The sequence below is a fragment of the Gottfriedia endophytica genome, assembly GCF_017814275.1.
GTDB classification, from domain to species: domain Bacteria; phylum Bacillota; class Bacilli; order Bacillales; family Bacillaceae_G; genus Gottfriedia; species Gottfriedia endophytica.
Genome location: NZ_JAGIYQ010000006.1, coordinates 162,535 through 179,944, shown reverse-complemented (window position 1 = coordinate 179,944; position 17,410 = coordinate 162,535). Strand labels below are relative to the sequence as shown.

The following is a 17,410-nucleotide window of genomic DNA, read 5'->3' as shown; positions in this document are numbered from 1 at the left end:
CCTTCATGTGATTGGTGGTCGTATACAACATGAATAATATCATTATCCTAGTGATGACAGGATTTATGCTGCTTGGCGCAGTGGATAAGTTGCTTGGGAATCGATTTGGAATCGGGCAAAAATTCACGGAAGCATTTCATTCCATGGGAGCTTTAGCGTTGTCAATGGTAGGGATGATTTCCTTGTCGCCTGTTCTTGCCAAAGTGTTGACACCGGTTGTCACGCCTGTTTATCAATTCCTCGGGGCGGATCCTGCGATGTTTTCATCGACTTTTTTGGCGCTCGATATGGGCGGATACTCTCTTGCGAATGAAATGGCACGGTCAAGCGATGCCGCCTTATTTTCTTGGGTGTTTTTAGGGACGATGATGGGCCCGACTATCGTATTTACGATTCCGGTTGCCTTGAGCATCATTCAAAAGAAAGATCATCTCTTTTTTGCAAAAGGGATATTAATCGGACTTATGACCATTCCGGTCGGCTGTTTGGCGGGAGGATTTGCAGCGGGATTTGACTTTGTATGGATGCTGAAAAATTTGCTTCCGTCGATCCTCATTTCGGTCATAATCGGCATCGGGATGCTGAGCTTTCCATCCGTGATGATTCGCGGGTTTGTATGGTTTGGCAAGGGTATTGAGATCATAATCATGATCGGGCTTGTCGCAGTTATCATTGAAACATTGACAGGATTTGTTCTTATCCCGGGGATGCTGCCGATGAAGGAAGGCATTGTGACTGTCGGGAAAATCACTTTTACCCTTGCCGGTGCGTTTCCGTTCGTATTCGTGTTGATAAAAGTGTTGAAAAAGCCTTTTAATCTAATGGGGGAAAGGTTGGGCATGAATCAACAAGCATTGGGAGGATTCATTGCGTCCTTCGCCCATAACATTCCTATGTTTGCGATACTGCACGAAATGGACGACCGCGGGAAAGTCGTAAATACCGCATTTGCTGTAAGCGGCGCATTTGTATTTGGCAGTCACTTAGGGTTTGTGGCGGGTGTGGAGAAGAATTTTGTCATTCCGCTCATTGTCGGCAAACTGACCGCAGGATTTTTGGCTGCAGCATTGGCTTTGATAGTAACAAAACGTCGTTAATGAAGGAAAGTAAAAAAATTTGTTACTTAAAATATAAAAAACACTATTAACAATAATATTGTTAATTACAAAATTAAGAGATATAATCTTACTGAAAGATATGGAAACATGATACGAAATTGTTATGGTTTCTATTACATTCAATTTATTTTAAATTGGATTGGTATATTAGTAAGAGTTGCTAATTAACTATTCCACTATGAAGACATCATACCTGTTTATCAGGTAAGTGATTTTTCATAGTGGAATTTTTTTTTACAAAGGAGAAAAAATATGAAAAATTAAGTATTATGAATTCATGATTTTAAACTATTTAATAGGTAATAACTGTAAAAAGGCTAAAGGGATAGAATTTAATACTTATATTGAGGTGAATAAGAATATGTCGAAAAAAATACATGAATTTAATGACATCATTAGAAAACTTAGGAAAGAGTTGTTTGGAAAAGGCCCTGAACGAATTAATACAGTATTTGTTGAAAATATGGCTGTTTCAACATTATATGGTAATTTAACTCCTACTGAAAAATTTATTACAGGAACAAAAGAAGGTGCGGAGATGGTCCATACTGCACGAACAAAAATGATTCAAGAGCTGTACGTAACTAATCCTCCAATAGGTTTAGAAGAACTCGTAGAAGCAAAATTGGTCCATTTGTTTTCTGATTTGAAAATAGAAGAAGATATAGCCATATCGGTTTTTGTATTCGATAAAAATATTATCTAAATGGGAAAATCTGTACGACTAAACTAAGGAGGCTACAAACAGTGCATTCACACAATCCGTTAGCTACAGTTCAAGCAGCAGTTTTAACAGTTAGTGACACTAGAGATACTAATAATGATGAAAGTGGAAAGTTAATCAAAACTTTGTTAATCGAAAAGAATCATAGCGTTGTTGATTACAAAATTACAAAGGATGATCTATCCTCCATCGTTACAATTGTAAATTCATGGATTGAAAATTCAGAGATACAGGTAATTATTCTGACAGGAGGAACGGGTTTCACACATAGAGATGTTACGTATGAAGCAATTTCAACTATGCTTGAAAAAGAAATGCAAGGATTTGGGGAGTTGTTCCGAGGATTAAGTTATACGGAAATTGGTCCTAAGGCCATGTTCAGTAGAGCCATAGCAGGTAGTATTAAAGACAAAGCAATATATGCATTACCTGGATCTACGAATGCCGTAAATCTAGCAATGGTTAATCTGATATTGCCGACATGCCAACATTTTTTGGAAGAATTAAAAAGAAAATGAAGATAGCTGGAGTTGTTTTAGCCGGAGGGAAATCTTCTAGATATGGTAAACCAAAAATGTTTGAAATCTATAAAAACAAATTTTTCTATGAATATAGTGTAGAAGCATTGAAGCAAAATTCGATTTCGCCTGTTGTGATATCAACTAATGAAAAATTGATCTCATTTTTTGATCGAACTGATGTAGAATTCGTCATTGAAAAAGAAACTGACACATATCAAGGACCATTATTTGCAATGTATAATGCATTTTCAACTATTTCTAATGCAGATTGGTTTTTTGTACTAGCATCTGACATACCTTTTGTTACATCAGATTTTGTAAAAATGATGATTGATAACGCTTATGGTACTTCTTATGATGCCATTATTCCAATGCATTCAAATACAATTCAACCACTATTCGGTCTATATCACAGGAGAATTCTTGTGAAAATGGAACAATTACTAGCAACGAATAATAGAAAACTAAAATTGTTATTAAGCGACATTAACATTAAGACAATATCGTTTTCCACTAACGAACACATATTTATTAATATTAATTATCCTGAGGATTGGCTTAGATATAAAGATTAATCTTTGGATTCAAATAAACAACATGGAGAAGGTGGAAAAAATGAGTACATGTAAATTAAATCATTCAACTCAAGATGTTATTGATAAAGTTGAACTACAAAAATCTCATTTACCTGAAATTTTAGCTGAAGGGCTATTTAAAATATTACAAACTAAACCCTCACAAGTATTGTTAAATGAATTATTTCATCTATTAAAAAAATATGATTTATCATCACCGAACGAACAAGAAATAAGAAATAACCGTTTAAGTCAATTAATAATATTAAAGGGTGAGGATTAAAATGCTAAATAAAAAATTAATATGGGTACTTGTCTCAATTATAGTAGTCTGTGCAATTGTTTTTGGGGTTGTCAACAAAGTAACTCAAACTAAATTTGAAAACAAAGATAATAGAAAAATAGAATTAACAATTTCTGCTGCTGCTAGTCTAAAAGATAGTCTTATAGAAATTCAAAGTGTTTATGAAAAAAGCCATCCTAATGTAAAGCTTAGATTTAATTTTGGAGCTTCTGGAACTCTTCAGCAACAAATTGAAAATGGCGCACCAGTGGATTTATTTTTCTCAGCAGGAAAAGATAAGTTTAATAAGTTGATAAAAGAAGGACTTACCTCAAAAAAAGAGTCGGTAGATTTAATTGGAAATGAATTAGTGTTAATTGAACCTAAAAATTCTAATTTTCAAGTTAAAAATTTTGAAGATCTGAAACTAAATGAAGTTAAGAAAATCTCAATAGGGACACCTGATTTAGTACCAGCTGGTCAATATGCAAAAGAGTCATTAGAAAATATGAACCTTTGGTCAAGCATTAATCAAAAAATTGTCTATGCAAAAGATGTAAGACAGGTTTTATCATATGTTGAAACTGGGAATGTAGATGCAGGTGTTGTGTATAAAACAGACGCACTTACATCAAAAAAAGTCAAAATTGTTGAAACGGCAAACAACCAAACTCATAAGCCAATCATATATCCGGTAGGTATCATTAGTGATACAAAAAATCATAATGAGACAAAAGAATTCTATTCATTCCTTCAAAGTAAAAAATCCATGGAGATATTTGAAAAACACGGTTTTCTATCGAAATGAGGTGTTGACTTGACATGATAGAAGAATTTTTAATACCTCTTAAGCTTTCAATTAAAGTTACTTTTGTAGCTAGTGTCTTTGTAATTATTTTAGGTACTGTAGTTGGAAGGATATTATCGGTTCGAGATTTTAAGGGGAAGATTCTATTAGAAACAATTATTATGTTACCCTTAGTTCTCCCGCCTACTGTAGTTGGATTTTTATTAATTGTTGTATTTGGGAGACATAGTATTATAGGAAAGTTTATAGAGTGGTTTTTTAATCAACCAATTATTTTTACCTGGTGGGCAGCTGTAATTGCTTCTATAGTTGTGTCATTTCCTCTTATGTACCAATCTGCAAAAACAGGATTTCAAGGAATTGACAAAGATATAGAAGATGTTGCACGGAATTGCGGAGCAAATGAATTACAAGTCTTTCTATATATTTCTATTCCTTTAGCTTTTAAGTCGATTGTCACAGGCAGTATCTTATCGATCGCACGAGCACTCGGTGAATTTGGAGCTACGCTAATGTTTGCTGGTAACATTCCTGGACAAACTCAGACTGTACCTACTGCAATTTATATGGCAATTGATTCTGGGGATATGAAAATGGCTTGGTTATGGGTAATTTCATTGGTTTTCATTTCACTTATTATGTTACTGATAGTGCAGTTAATTCAAAAATAAATAATTATTTTAATAGCGTGCTTATTATTACCTTTGGTACTTATCAAATTTTGAGTTATTCGTGTATAGAAAACGCGTAGATGAAAAGGGTTTGACTTATTTATGGGAAAAGATTTGAAAAAATATAGAGGGATTACTCGTTTATTAATTGTCCTAGTTATATTGACAGTTATACAAGGAACGGGAATTATTCTTCAAGCATTTATGCTTTCTAAAGCAATTGTAAGTTTATTTAATGGAAGGAATAGTAGTGAAATTTATTCCGCTACTATCTTCTTCATTATCGCTTTTATATGTCGTCATCTAATAACTACAGTTAAACAAAAATACTCTGAAAAGTTCGCTGATGAAGCTTCGACTGATGTGAAAATGAAAGTTCTTGAAAAGCTATTTAAGCTTGGGCCGAGGTATGCTAGAAAATCAGGAACAGGTAATATTGTAACTTTAATAATGGAAGGAACTAATCAATTAAGACAATATCTAGAAATTGTGCCTTCTAAAATGATTAATCTTGCAATCATCACACCATTAGTAGTTCTATATATCTTCACTATTGATAAGGTTTCAGCAATTATTTTAGTTGTTACCTTTCCTATTATCATTATCTTTATGATTTTACTTGGTTTAGCTGCCAAACAGAAAGCTAATAAACAATGGAAGACATATCGCATATTATCAAATCATTTTACTGACTCTTTAAGAGGCCTTGAAACTTTGAAATTTCTAGGCTTAGGTCGAAAGCATACTAAAAAAATTGAAAGTGTAAGTGAGAGATATCGAGAGGCAACAATGAGTACATTAAAAACTGCATTTTTATCTTCATTTGCACTTGATTTATTTACGATGCTTTCAATTGCTACAGTTGCTGTATTTTTAGGTCTGCGCTTAATTAAAGGGGAAATATTATTCGAACCTGCATTAACAATTTTAATACTTGCGCCAGAATATTTCTTGCCTGTACGCGAATTTGGTTCCGATTATCATGCAACATTAAATGGACAAGAAGCAGGAAAATCTATGCAAGCGATATTAGATGAACAAGATTTTAGGGATCTATCAGATATTACTTTAAGGAAATGGAATAATAATAGTTTCATTGAATTAAGTAATATTTCAATAGAGCCTGAAAACGAATTAGTGATTTTAAATAAAGTAAATATGAGCATTAAAGGTTTTCAAAAAATCGGTATTGTTGGGGAAAGTGGTTCAGGTAAATCAACTCTAATTGACTTACTAGGTGGTTTTTTAGAGCCTACTAGTGGTGAAATAAATGTTTCAGGAAAAAAAGTGTCACACCTCCAATTACAAGATTGGCATAAACAATTATTATATATTCCCCAAAATCCGTATATCTTTTCGAAAACCTTAGAAGAAAATATAAGCTTTTATAAACCTAATGCCTCAAAACAACAAGTAGAAGAAGCGGGGCGTAAAGCTGGATTATCTTTATTAATGAACGATTTACCAAATGGATTAGATGAAAAAATAGGTGAAGGCGGAAGAAGTTTAAGTGGTGGACAAAGCCAAAGGGTAGCATTAGCTAGAGCATTTTTAGAAAATCGACCAATATTACTCTTAGACGAACCTACAAGTCATCTTGATATAGAGACCGAGTATGAGTTAAAACAAACAATGCTTGAGTTGTTTGAAAACAAATTAGTATTTATAGCTACACACCGCCTTCATTGGATGAAAGATATGGATCAAATAATCGTTATGAATGAAGGGGAAATTGTTGAAATTGGTACTCATGAAGAATTACTAGATAAAAAAGGTCACTATTTTAAACTAATTACTTCTTAGAAGGGATAAGTATGTTTAATAAAAATGGATGGATTTTACCATATATAAAAGAAAATCGCCGTTTATTTATATTGGTGATCTTCTTAAGTGCATTAACTATTTTTGCTGCGGCTTCCCTTATGTATACTTCCGGCTTTTTAATTTCAAAAGCAGCAACTAGGCCGGAAAATATTCTAATGATTTATGTTCCGATTGTTGCAGTTCGAACATTTGGAATACTAAGGTCAGTTTCTAAATATACCGAACGATTAGTTGGACATAATACTATATTAAAAATATTATCTCATATGAGAACAAGATTATTTAGTATCCTTGAACCTTCAGCACTAAGTTTAAGTTCAAAGTTTAAAACAGGAGATATCTTAGGATTATTAGCAAATGATATCGAGTATTTACAAGATATTTATTTGAAGACAATTTTCCCAGGAATTGCAGTATTATTTATATATGTACTTTCAATTTTCGTAATGGGATTCTTCTCAATTCCATTCGCACTTTTAATCGCCTTAGTATCATTTGTATTAATTGGGATATTGCCTTTTTATTCTTTATTAGTTGAAAAAGCAAGAACTCATCAAATAAAAAATAAAAAGAAAATTCTATATGAAAATCTAACAGATGCAGTAATGGGAATTAGTGATTGGCTATTTAGTGGTAGAAAGTCATCCTTTTTTAAAAACTATAAGGAGAGTGACCATTCCCTAAGAAAACTTCAAAATCAAGAAAAACGGTTTAGAAGTTGGCGTGATTTCTTTGCTCAATTTGTCGTAGCAATACTCGTTTTAATGATGTTGTATTGGGCTGGGAATGAAAGTATAGTTGGTGAGATTCCGAAAACGTTTATTGCAGCATTTGTATTAGTTCTCTTTCCGTTAACAGAAGCATTTATACCTTTATCAAATTCTGTTGGAAGTGTGCCTTTATATAATGATTCCATTAATCGCCTAGAAGACCTTGAAGAAAATCATCAAACTTCAACTACTTCGTTTGAGTTTGATAGAAAAGTTGAGGAATTTTCGAAGGTAGAGTTCGAAAATGTTACTTTTCAATATTCTGTTGAAGGAAATATCTTAAACAATATTTCATTTACACTTGAACCGAATAAAATAACTGCTTTATTAGGTCCAAGTGGTTCAGGTAAATCTACTATACTTAAGCTTATTGAAGGTGTTGAAGCTCCTAAACAAGGAAGGGTTACTATTAATAACATAGAGACTAGAATAGTAGGAGACGCTATCTCTAATGTTGTATCAGTCCTCAATCAAAAACCTTATCTATTTGATACATCTGTTCTTAATAATATTCGTTTAGGAAATCCGAAAGCAAGTGATGATGAGGTAGTTAAAGTTGCTAAAATGGTAGAGTTACATGATTATATAGAGTCGCTACCACAAGGCTATCATACTCCAATGGAAGAGACAGGTGTTAGATTTTCAGGTGGTGAACGTCAAAGAATTGCGCTAGCTAGAGTCCTACTTCAATTTACACCAATTGTTATTTTAGATGAACCAACTGTTGGATTGGATTCAATTACAGAACGTAAATTACTAAATACAATATTCAAAGTATTAGAAGGAAAGACAGTTCTATGGATTACTCATCATTTAATTGGATCTGAAATGGCAGATCAAATACTATTCTTAGATCAAGGGAAGATTATAATGGATGGTACTCATAATGAGCTGTATGAAAATGAAGAAAGATACCGAAGATTATTTGAACTTGATCGACCATATAAATATTATTGACTTTTATAAAAATGTGGACACTAGTAAAATGTTCTTGTGGTTAGATAGTACGAGTATTATAATAAAGATATCAAAAATCATTGATGTTAGGGTAATAGATATTTGCTTTAACATTCTGTTTTTTAATGTTGTATATGATGAGATAGATTGCACTAGTATGATAAATTGCTTAGCAATTAGCCCGTCATAAAATAAATTGTGTATTTACAATACACAGTCTATTTTATGACGGGCTTTTTTATTTTAAAAAGTGAACTTTTTATATTTTTAAGAATACTCCAAGTGATTTGACCTACTAAATAGAAATTAATCATAAAATTAAAAAGGACTGATAGTTATGTTGAAACATGAAGATATTTTGAACGCTTTAAAACATGTCCAAGATCCGGAACTGCATAAAAGTATCGTGGATTTAAACATGGTACGCAATATTCAAGTTGATGATACGCATATTCAACTAGAGGTTGTTTTAACGATTCAAGGATGTCCTTTAAAAGCAATAATAAAAGATGATATTGAACAATCTCTTCGGAACATTGGAGCTTCTTCTGTTTCGATCACGTTTAGTTCTATGACATCAGAAGAACGTGCTGCATTGACGCAAATGCTGAAGAAGAGCTCTACAACAAAGACAGGAATGCCTACTATGTTGCGACCTGATTCAGGTGTTCGATTTATTACTGTGACAAGTGGAAAAGGTGGAGTTGGAAAATCTACAGTTACCGTTAATCTAGCAATTGCTTTGGCACGGCTAGGAAAAAAAGTTGGAATACTAGATGCAGATATTTATGGGTTTAGTATTCCTGCAATGATGGGAGTTAGTCAGAAACCAACTATGATTGATCAGACTGCGATTCCAGTCATTAGTCATGGCGTTAAAATCATGTCAATGGGATTTTTTACAGATAATAATAACCCAGTGATGTGGCGAGGTCCGATGTTAAATAAATGGATTCAAAACTTTCTTGCAAACACCCATTGGGGAGAACTGGATTACCTTCTCCTTGATTTACCTCCTGGTACGGGAGATGTAGCGATTGATGTAGCAGCAATGATTCCTCAAGCAAAGGAACTGATTGTCACGACTCCTCACAATGTAGCTTCTTTTGTTGCATCAAGAGCAGGTGCCATGGCGAAACATACAAAACACGAAATTGTAGGGATCGTCGAAAATATGTCGTTCTATGAAGAACAAGATGGTACGAAGAATTATCTTTTTGGAAAGGGTGGCGGTGATATGTTAGCCGAAATACTACAATCCGAAGTAATCGCAAGAATTCCATTTGCCAAACGCGAGGAAAATAAAGGTTCAAATGTATATGATGAGGATTCTCTTACAGGAGAGATGTTTACATCGTTAGCTGAATTTATTATTCATATAAGTTAACTTTTTACAATACTAATGTAGGTAGGATGAAGTGCCAAATGAAACCAATAGTGGAGAAACGGAAAATTTTTAGATATTCAGACGGATATCTTAATGAAACTGAGGATTTAGTTGTTACAGAGTTTCCTGTTACCGTAAAAATTAATGAACAAGAATTCGTTACGATGGTTTGTACACCAGAATACATTGAAGATATGGTTATTGGTTATTTAGCTTCCGAAGGGATTATGAGGAAGTATGAAGATATTAAAGAAATTTGGGTTCGGGAAAAAGAAGGATACGTATACGTTAAGATCGATAATTTGAATCCTTATTATCAAAACTTCCAGAACAAGCGATATATTACTTCGTGCTGTGGAATGAGTAGACAAGGGTTTGTTTTCGTAAATGATGCGTTAACTGCCAAGAAAATGAAAGAAATACGAGTAAAGATCTCACCAGATGATTGTTTACGTTTAATGAGTAAGCTACAAAGCTCAGCAACTATTTTTCAAAATACTGGAGGAGTGCATAATGCCGCATTATGCGATGTAAATGGCTTTATGCTATGTCGAATGGATATAGGAAGACATAATGCTTTAGATAAAATATACGGATATTGTTTGAAAAATAATATCTCAATTGGAAATAAAGTCATAGTTTTTAGCGGACGCATATCTTCAGAAATATTATTGAAAGTAGCAAAAATTGGTTGTGAGGTAGTTCTTTCAAAATCGGCTCCTACTGAATTGGCATTAGAGTTAGCCGAAGAATTAGGAATTACGACAGTAGGTTTTATTAGAAATGATTCTTTCAATATTTATACATGTCCAGAACGAATTCAATAGAAACAACAGTACAAAATGTAATGAATGATTAATAGATATCAAGTATTAAAGGGAGAGATAAGTATGGAAGAAGGTATATTAGACAATTTACAACGCCCGCTGAGAGATTTACGATTATCCGTTACCGATCGTTGTAATTTTCGTTGTCGCTATTGCATGCCGGAAGAAATATTTGGGCCCAATTATGATTTTTTATCTTCTGATAAAATCCTATCTTTTGCAGAAATGGAACGTTTGACCCGTATATTTGTTTCACTAGGTGTCCAAAAAATACGAATCACTGGAGGAGAACCACTATTACGTAAAGATCTTCCTAATTTAATTTATCGTTTGAATTCAATTAAAGGAGTAGAAGATATTGCCATTACGACAAATGGTTCTCTTCTAAAAAAGTTTGCCACTGAGTTATTTAATGCCGGATTAAGACGAGTGACAGTCAGTCTAGATTCATTAGATGATGAACGATTTAACCAATTAAATGGGAATAGAAGCAATGTTAAGAGGGTTTTAGAGGGAATTGAGGCAGCTTCTAACGCAGGTCTAAAAGTGAAAGTTAACATGGTTGTTCAAAAAGGAAAAAACGATCAAGATATTATCCCAATGGCGAAATATTTTAAAGAAAATAACCATACTCTACGCTTTATTGAGTACATGGATGTTGGGAATTCCAATGGCTGGAGAATGGAAGATGTAGTAACAAAACAAGAGATTTTAACCCGAATTGGAGAAATCATGCCACTTGAACAAATTGAGCCAAATTATGTAGGAGAGGTAGCAACTAGATTCCGTTATTTAGAAGGTGATCAAGAAATTGGGATTATTTCCTCAGTTACAGATTCTTTTTGTTCAAGTTGTTCAAGGGCCAGAGTTTCAGCAGAAGGGAAATTATATACATGCTTATTCGCATCAAAAGGCTATGACCTTCGTGAATTACTTCGTTCAGAAGAATCAGATGATGTGATTAGCAAAAAAATAACTGATATTTGGATGAATCGAAGTGATCGCTATTCTGATGAAAGAGCGAATGGTTCAATAATACGATCTAAAGTAGAGATGTCACATATTGGTGGATAAAGTAGGCGTGTAATTTTGAATGGACTCTACAATATCTCAATGTCTAAGGAGCGGAAAATAATGAGTGATTTCACACATTGGAATGAAGAAGGGCGACCTAAGATGGTCGATATTTCACAAAAAGATGTCACAACTCGAACGGCTATTGCCCAAAGTACCATCGCTTTATCAACTAAACTATACGATGCAATACAAAACGGATTAATAAAAAAGGGGGATCCACTTCAAGTAGCTCAGATTGCTGGCATTATGGCTGCTAAAAAAACAGCGGATATCATTCCAATGTGCCATCCAATTATATTGCAGGGGATTGATTTCACTTTTAACTATCAAAAAAGCGAGAACGGATACGATTTAATTATACAAGCTACTATTAAGTGCAGTGGTAAAACGGGAGTTGAGATGGAAGCATTGACAGCTGTATCTGTTGCTGCTCTTACTTTCTATGACATGTGTAAAGCTGTTGATAAAACAATGGTCATTAAAGAAACATTTTTAGTACAGAAAACAGGTGGAAAAAGTGGGGATTTTTTTCATAAATAATAATTAAATAGAATAGTTTCCTATACATGAAAGAAAGGAAGAGAGGGTATTGACCGATCGTTATTCACGGCAACAGCTCTTCAAGCAAATAGGTTTTGAAGGGCAAGGAAAAATTAGACATAAGCATGTTCTAATCGTAGGAGCTGGAGCATTAGGTAGTGCTGGAGCAGAAGCTTTTGTAAGAGCAGGTATTGGAAAGTTAACCATTATTGATCGTGATTATGTTGAATGGAGTAATTTGCAGCGTCAACAGCTATACACTGAAAATGATGCCGAGGATAAAATTCCAAAAGCAATCGCTGCTGAACAGCATTTAAAACAAATTAATTCGGAAGTTGAAATTGAAGGTCTTGTTATGGATGCTAGACCTGACAATCTAGAAAATTTATTGAGTGATGTTGACATAATTATTGATGGTACAGATAACTTTGATACTAGATTTATATTAAATGATCTTTCACATAAATTTAACATACCATGGATTTATGGTTCCTGTGTAGGAAGTTATGGTGCTACTTATACAGTTATCCCAGGTAAAATGCCGTGTTTACATTGTATTTTAAAAGAAGTCCCTGTTGCTGGCGCGACATGTGATACATCAGGAATCATTAGCCCAGCAGTTCAAATTGTTTCTGCTTATCAAGTCTCAGAAGCATTAAAAATTCTTGTAGAAGATTTTGCATCATTAAGGAATACCTTTCTAACATTTGATGTATGGAATAACCAGTATTATTCTATTAATCTTGACAAAATCAATACAGATGGTTGTCGAACTTGTAGTTCAATTAGAACTTATCCGTATTTATCATATGAAAATCAGACGAAATCAGAAGTAATATGTGGGAGAAATACCGTTCAAATTAGACCCGCAAAAACGATTGAATATAGTTTTGACCAATTAGAAAAACGACTAAATATCCATGGTGATGTTACTAAGAATCCATATTTGTTATCTTGTCAGCTACAAGACTATCGTATGGTTATATTTAGAGATGGTCGTGTTTTTATCCATGGAACAAACGATATCCAGCTTGCTAAAAATTTATATTATAGCTTATTAGGATAATAGAGGGAGTGTAAATTTTGGTAGAAAAACGTAGCCCTATATCTGTTGGAGAATGTGTTCGAAAAGTAATGGAATACTCAAGTAAAGGTAAGACTGAAATGGTTCCGATTGAATTGGCTTATGGTCGTTTCTTAGCAGAAGATTTAATAGCTGACCATAATGTTCCTTCATTTGATCGTTCCCCGTATGATGGGTTTGCTGTTAGAGCAGAAGATACTGAAAGAGCTAATTCTAATAATCCTCTGTCATTTAAAGTGGTAGGAGAGATTGGTGCAGGAGCGGTCTTTAAAGGGCAAGTTAGAGCATTTGAAGCTGTTCGAATTATGACCGGTGCACAAATTCCTGAAGGCTGTAATGCAGTTATAATGCTTGAATTAGTAAGAGAATCATCAGTTGGTAATCAAAAGTATATCGAAATTAAGCGCCAACTCAAAATTGGTGATAACATCTCTTTTCAAGGAGAAGATGTAAAAAAAGGGACAATACTAGCAAAGAAAGGTACTTACATTAACCCTGGTATTTCAGCATTACTAGCAACCTTCGGATATAGCAAAGTACCTGTAGCCAAAAAGCCAGTAGTAGGAGTAATAGCAACTGGAAGTGAACTTCTTGAAGTAAGTGAGCAGCTTACTCCTGGGAAAATTAGAAATAGCAATTCGTATATGATTCTTTCTCAAATTGAAAGAGCTGGTGGTAGTGTTAAATACTTTGGAAAATTAATGGATGACTTTGATAAGTGTTTTCTTGCTGTTCAAAATGCTTTATCAGAAGTAGATGTACTCATTACAACAGGTGGCGTGTCAGTGGGCGACTATGATTACTTACCTGCTATCTACGATAAATTAGGAGCTACTATTCTATTTAATAAAGTAGCGATGAGACCAGGAAGTGTAACTACTGTTGCACAGTTAGATGGAAAACTATTATTTGGCTTATCCGGAAACCCATCTGCGTGTTATGTTGGATTTGAATTATTTGTACGGCCATTTATTCGCAAGTATTTATTTAGTGATAAACCTCATCTTAATCGAGAAAGTGCATATTTAGGAGAGGATTTTGTGAAACCAAACCCATTTACTCGATTTATAAGAGGGAAATTTTCTTTTAATAACGGGCAACTTATCGTTACTCCTTCTGGATTTAATAAATCGGGTGCTGTTTCGTCTTTAGCTAAAGCAGATTCACTTATTGTTCTTCCGGGAGGTACAAGAGGATATCAAAAGGGAATGATTGTAGATGTCTTATTATTAGAAGACAAACAAGGAAGTGAATGGCCATGGGACAACATTGTTCCATCCTACAAATCGTAGGTTATCAAAATAGTGGTAAAACAACATTAATGGAAAAACTAATTAGTAGAGTAGGTCAAAAAGGACTAAAAGCTGCTTCGATTAAGCATCATGGTCATGGAGGAGTTCCAAATGATGTTAGCTCTACTAAAGATAGTATACTTCACTTTAAAGCAGGTGCAATTGTATCAAGTGTAATGGGTGAAGGTGTCCTTCAACTATCTGCTAGGGTTGATGATTGGAGTCTTGAGGAAATAATTAAATTATATAGTTTTTTTTCCATTGATGTCATTTTCGTTGAAGGATATAAAAGAGAATACTATCCAAAAGTAGTCTTGATTCGAGATGAAACAGATCTCCAATTACTTAGTTCATTACCAAATATTAAGTGTGTAATCAGTCATATTAAATTAGATAAAGATATAAATAATAATTATCAAGTTTTTCAATTAAACGAAGAAGAATTATATATTGATTTTTTAATAGAAGAGTTGGTGAAAACAAGTGACAGAAAGTTTGTTTAGAATTGTGCGAGATCCTATTTCTGTTGAAGAAGTAACGAATCAAGTTTCCAGAAGGGAGGCTGGTGCCATTACACTCTTCATTGGAACTGTGAGGGAATTTACAAAAGGGAAGAAAACTTTATCACTTGAATATCAAGCATATGAACCAATGGCCGTAAAAATGCTAAGTCAAATAGGTGAAGAAATTAAGAACCAATGGCCAGATACATTGGTGGCTATTACTCATAGAATAGGAAAACTAGAAATCTCAGATGTTGCGGTGGTTATCGCCGTTTCCTCACCACATCGTAAAACTGCTTACAGAGCAAATGAATATGCAATTGAACGGATCAAACAAATCGTACCCATTTGGAAAAAAGAATTTTGGGAAAACGGAACAATGTGGATAGGAGATCAACTAGAAACTACTGAATATCCAGAAGGAAAACCAGTAAAGGAGGAATAGAATATGATTAAGGTTTTATTTTTTGCAGGAATACGTGAAGAAGTAGGTTTAGATGAATTAAAAATAGTCGAAATAGATAATATTACGATTCACCAATTAAAACAATATCTCCAAAATAAATATTCTATTTCATCTTTAAGTCATGTTATGACAGCTATCAACGAAAGTTTTGTAACAGATGAAGAAGTAATAAAAGATCAAGATATAATTGCATTTATCCCTCCAGTTAGCGGAGGATAAGAGATCTGAATGACAATCCGAATTTATTTTACTTAAAAAGAAATTGCAATCATAGAAATAGTCAGCAGGAATAATATTCTTATAATTTTCTCAAAACTATTAACAAACACTTAAAAGTTTTAATCAATTAATGAGTTTGGAGAAAAATAATTAAAGTTAACGACTGTCAATTTAGACAGTCGTTATTATTTGTCACTTATCAACATTTTACTTTAATTTTTTTAACATATTTCTCCCATTTGATTCCTTTAATCTTTTTTAGTTTCTGCTAAATGTAAGATTAGATAACTTATTGTAAGTACAAGGATTACTAAAGATAACCACAAATTTTGAAGTGGATTTATTCCGTTATTTACTATTATGAAACGAACTGTAGCAGTAATTCCAATATATAAAAGATATCGTAATGGGAAATGATAATCTTCTTTAAAGTATCGTACAATCATGGAAATAAAACCAAAATATAAGAAAAATGTCAGTATTTTCCCAAAAGCTTCATGTACATTTCTATTGCCCTCAAAAACATCATTTAAAATATAATAGAGTTCTCTAAAAAGTGAATAAACTAAAATAAAACTAAGAAAAATCAGTGCTGTATTCAATATCAATTGATGCATTTTGATCAACCATTTCTCTTTTTTTTTATATTCCGATTCAAACATCAGTATCCTCCATTATTATACTTTTTGACATGAATGAAATTTCCTCTCAATAATTACTAAATATCTACTATTTACACATTGTATAAAAGAATTTTAATTGAAAGAATAGGTATAGATTAGACTTTAATCTACAAACTTTTTTATTTCTAGTTGTTCCCATTCATATACCAATTTTATGTAAATCACGACCATTGAATAGTATAAAATAAATGGAACATGTTATAAAAATTCAATAAAACTGTTCATAATTATACTTGAAATCGTAAATAGTATTAATGTAACTTTTAAAACTTTACGGGGTGATAAAATTGTCTATATTAGAAAACTGGGATCAATTTAAAGGTTTTTTAGGAGAACGATTAGCGGCTTCTAATGAAAAGGGTATGGCTCAAAGTGCACTTTCAGAAATGGCTTATCGCGTAGGTGATTATTTAGCAAATGAAGTAGATCCGAAAAATCCAGAGGAGAAAATTTTAGCTGATTTATGGAAAAATGCTGATGAGCAGGAACAACATGCAATTGCAAATGTAATGATGAAATATGTAAGAAATAAATAAATTAAATAATTTCTCCTTAAAAACAGTCCATTGAATTTAGAATGTAAATTCAATGGACTGTTTTAATTTACAAATTTTTTTATTGGGAAATTGTATTAAGTCCAACTTCTTTGAAATCTGGGATTTATCCCGCATTAACGGGCAGTAAGACCCCCACTGATGGAAGTTTCACTTTATTAAACTATTCTATTTATAAATATTGTTTTTGTGTAAAACATCTCATTAATTAAACCTTTACTAAGATGTTCGCAAGCAATGATATGACTTTCTTTTTGTGAAATTATTTAACAAAAATTACAATATCTATCTTCATTTCTACGGTAGTAAATATATTTCATAATTTGGTGGATCAGTTAGCATTGATTTTTTTAACCGATTCTCATTAACTAATTCCTGCAAAGTTTTCTCAACATCATCAGGTTTCACATTAAATAAATCAGCAATCTTTACAGTAGAGATTGCTGTGTATTTCGGTTTTTTAGCTGAGGAGATAATCATAGATTGTACACGTTGAAATAATTTTTCTTTTTCCACTTTTTAAAACC

The 17,410-nt window shown here is 33.0% G+C and carries 21 protein-coding genes; 19 read left to right on the top strand and 2 right to left on the bottom strand.

Features of this window, described 5'->3' with window-relative positions; genetic code table 11:
* The first annotated feature begins 29 nt into the window (after positions 1-29).
* The 18 genes from eutH to moaD all read left to right on the top strand — a co-directional run bounded on the left by eutH (position 30) and on the right by moaD (position 15,646).
* Positions 30-1,097, top strand: a complete 1,068-nt coding sequence (eutH, locus tag J5Y03_RS11345; protein ID WP_209405664.1) for an ethanolamine utilization protein EutH — start codon at positions 30-32, stop codon at positions 1,095-1,097.
* A gap of 382 nt (positions 1,098-1,479) precedes the next feature.
* Positions 1,480-1,824 (top strand): DUF2294 domain-containing protein, encoded by a 345-nt coding sequence (locus tag J5Y03_RS11340; protein WP_209405662.1) that lies wholly within the window; start codon positions 1,480-1,482, stop codon positions 1,822-1,824.
* Between the two features lie 41 nt (positions 1,825-1,865).
* A complete protein-coding gene (locus tag J5Y03_RS11335; protein WP_209405660.1) occupies positions 1,866-2,360 on the top strand; it encodes a MogA/MoaB family molybdenum cofactor biosynthesis protein in 495 nt (164 codons plus the stop codon).
* Positions 2,357-2,938 carry a molybdenum cofactor guanylyltransferase gene (locus tag J5Y03_RS11330; protein ID WP_209405658.1) on the top strand — a complete coding sequence of 194 codons (582 nt, stop codon included), beginning with the start codon at positions 2,357-2,359 and terminating at the stop codon, positions 2,936-2,938. The genes J5Y03_RS11335 and J5Y03_RS11330 overlap by 4 nt, the downstream gene beginning before the upstream one ends.
* Before the next feature lie 40 nt (positions 2,939-2,978).
* Positions 2,979-3,221 (top strand): group-specific protein, encoded by a 243-nt coding sequence (locus J5Y03_RS11325; protein ID WP_209405656.1) that lies wholly within the window; start codon positions 2,979-2,981, stop codon positions 3,219-3,221.
* Between the two features lies 1 nt (position 3,222).
* On the top strand, positions 3,223-4,029 hold the full coding sequence (gene modA / locus J5Y03_RS11320; protein WP_209405654.1) for a molybdate ABC transporter substrate-binding protein: 807 nt from the start codon (positions 3,223-3,225) through the stop codon (positions 4,027-4,029).
* 14 nt (positions 4,030-4,043) lie between these two features.
* Positions 4,044-4,700 carry a molybdate ABC transporter permease subunit gene (modB, locus tag J5Y03_RS11315; RefSeq protein ID WP_209405652.1) on the top strand — a complete coding sequence of 219 codons (657 nt, stop codon included), beginning with the start codon at positions 4,044-4,046 and terminating at the stop codon, positions 4,698-4,700.
* A gap of 102 nt (positions 4,701-4,802) precedes the next feature.
* Entirely contained in the window at positions 4,803-6,503 is a 1,701-nt protein-coding gene (gene cydD / locus J5Y03_RS11310; protein ID WP_209405650.1) for a thiol reductant ABC exporter subunit CydD, read from the top strand.
* 11 nt (positions 6,504-6,514) lie between these two features.
* Complete coding sequence (cydC, locus tag J5Y03_RS11305) at positions 6,515-8,251, top strand: thiol reductant ABC exporter subunit CydC (protein WP_209405647.1); 1,737 nt, start codon at positions 6,515-6,517, stop codon at positions 8,249-8,251.
* A gap of 337 nt (positions 8,252-8,588) precedes the next feature.
* A complete protein-coding gene (locus J5Y03_RS11300; protein WP_209405645.1) occupies positions 8,589-9,638 on the top strand; it encodes a P-loop NTPase in 1,050 nt (349 codons plus the stop codon).
* A gap of 38 nt (positions 9,639-9,676) precedes the next feature.
* Positions 9,677-10,465 carry a formate dehydrogenase accessory sulfurtransferase FdhD gene (fdhD, locus tag J5Y03_RS11295; protein WP_209405643.1) on the top strand — a complete coding sequence of 263 codons (789 nt, stop codon included), beginning with the start codon at positions 9,677-9,679 and terminating at the stop codon, positions 10,463-10,465.
* 63 nt (positions 10,466-10,528) lie between these two features.
* Positions 10,529-11,539, top strand: coding sequence for a GTP 3',8-cyclase MoaA (gene moaA, locus J5Y03_RS11290; RefSeq protein ID WP_209405641.1), 1,011 nt, complete (start codon positions 10,529-10,531; stop codon positions 11,537-11,539).
* Between the two features lie 60 nt (positions 11,540-11,599).
* Entirely contained in the window at positions 11,600-12,082 is a 483-nt protein-coding gene (gene moaC, locus J5Y03_RS11285) for a cyclic pyranopterin monophosphate synthase MoaC (RefSeq protein WP_209405639.1), read from the top strand.
* A 49-nt stretch (positions 12,083-12,131) separates the two neighbouring features.
* The gene (locus J5Y03_RS11280; RefSeq protein ID WP_209405637.1) at positions 12,132-13,148 is read left to right on the top strand and encodes a MoeB/ThiF family adenylyltransferase; all 1,017 of its coding nucleotides are present in this window, start codon (positions 12,132-12,134) and stop codon (positions 13,146-13,148) included.
* A 17-nt stretch (positions 13,149-13,165) separates the two neighbouring features.
* Entirely contained in the window at positions 13,166-14,458 is a 1,293-nt protein-coding gene (locus J5Y03_RS11275; protein WP_209405635.1) for a molybdopterin molybdotransferase MoeA, read from the top strand.
* Complete coding sequence (gene mobB / locus J5Y03_RS11270) at positions 14,419-14,961, top strand: molybdopterin-guanine dinucleotide biosynthesis protein B (protein ID WP_209405633.1); 543 nt, start codon at positions 14,419-14,421, stop codon at positions 14,959-14,961. Before J5Y03_RS11275 ends, mobB begins: the two co-directional genes overlap by 40 nt.
* Entirely contained in the window at positions 14,942-15,406 is a 465-nt protein-coding gene (locus J5Y03_RS11265) for a molybdenum cofactor biosynthesis protein MoaE (protein WP_209405631.1), read from the top strand. Before mobB ends, J5Y03_RS11265 begins: the two co-directional genes overlap by 20 nt.
* A gap of 3 nt (positions 15,407-15,409) precedes the next feature.
* Entirely contained in the window at positions 15,410-15,646 is a 237-nt protein-coding gene (gene moaD, locus J5Y03_RS11260) for a molybdopterin converting factor subunit 1 (protein ID WP_209405629.1), read from the top strand.
* Between the two features lie 248 nt (positions 15,647-15,894).
* Here moaD and J5Y03_RS11255 read toward each other — a convergent pair whose 3' ends face one another.
* Positions 15,895-16,308 (bottom strand): phosphate-starvation-inducible protein PsiE, encoded by a 414-nt coding sequence (locus tag J5Y03_RS11255; RefSeq protein WP_209405627.1) that lies wholly within the window; start codon positions 16,306-16,308, stop codon positions 15,895-15,897.
* Between the two features lie 308 nt (positions 16,309-16,616).
* Here J5Y03_RS11255 and J5Y03_RS11250 point away from each other — a divergent pair, with 308 nt between their 5' ends.
* A complete protein-coding gene (locus J5Y03_RS11250) occupies positions 16,617-16,865 on the top strand; it encodes a DUF3243 domain-containing protein (protein WP_209405625.1) in 249 nt (82 codons plus the stop codon).
* A 315-nt stretch (positions 16,866-17,180) separates the two neighbouring features.
* Here the strand turns inward: J5Y03_RS11250 and J5Y03_RS11245 are convergent, their stop codons facing one another.
* The gene (locus tag J5Y03_RS11245; protein WP_209405623.1) at positions 17,181-17,399 is read right to left on the bottom strand and encodes a PCI domain-containing protein; all 219 of its coding nucleotides are present in this window, start codon (positions 17,397-17,399) and stop codon (positions 17,181-17,183) included.
* Positions 17,400-17,410: the final 11 nt, after the last annotated feature.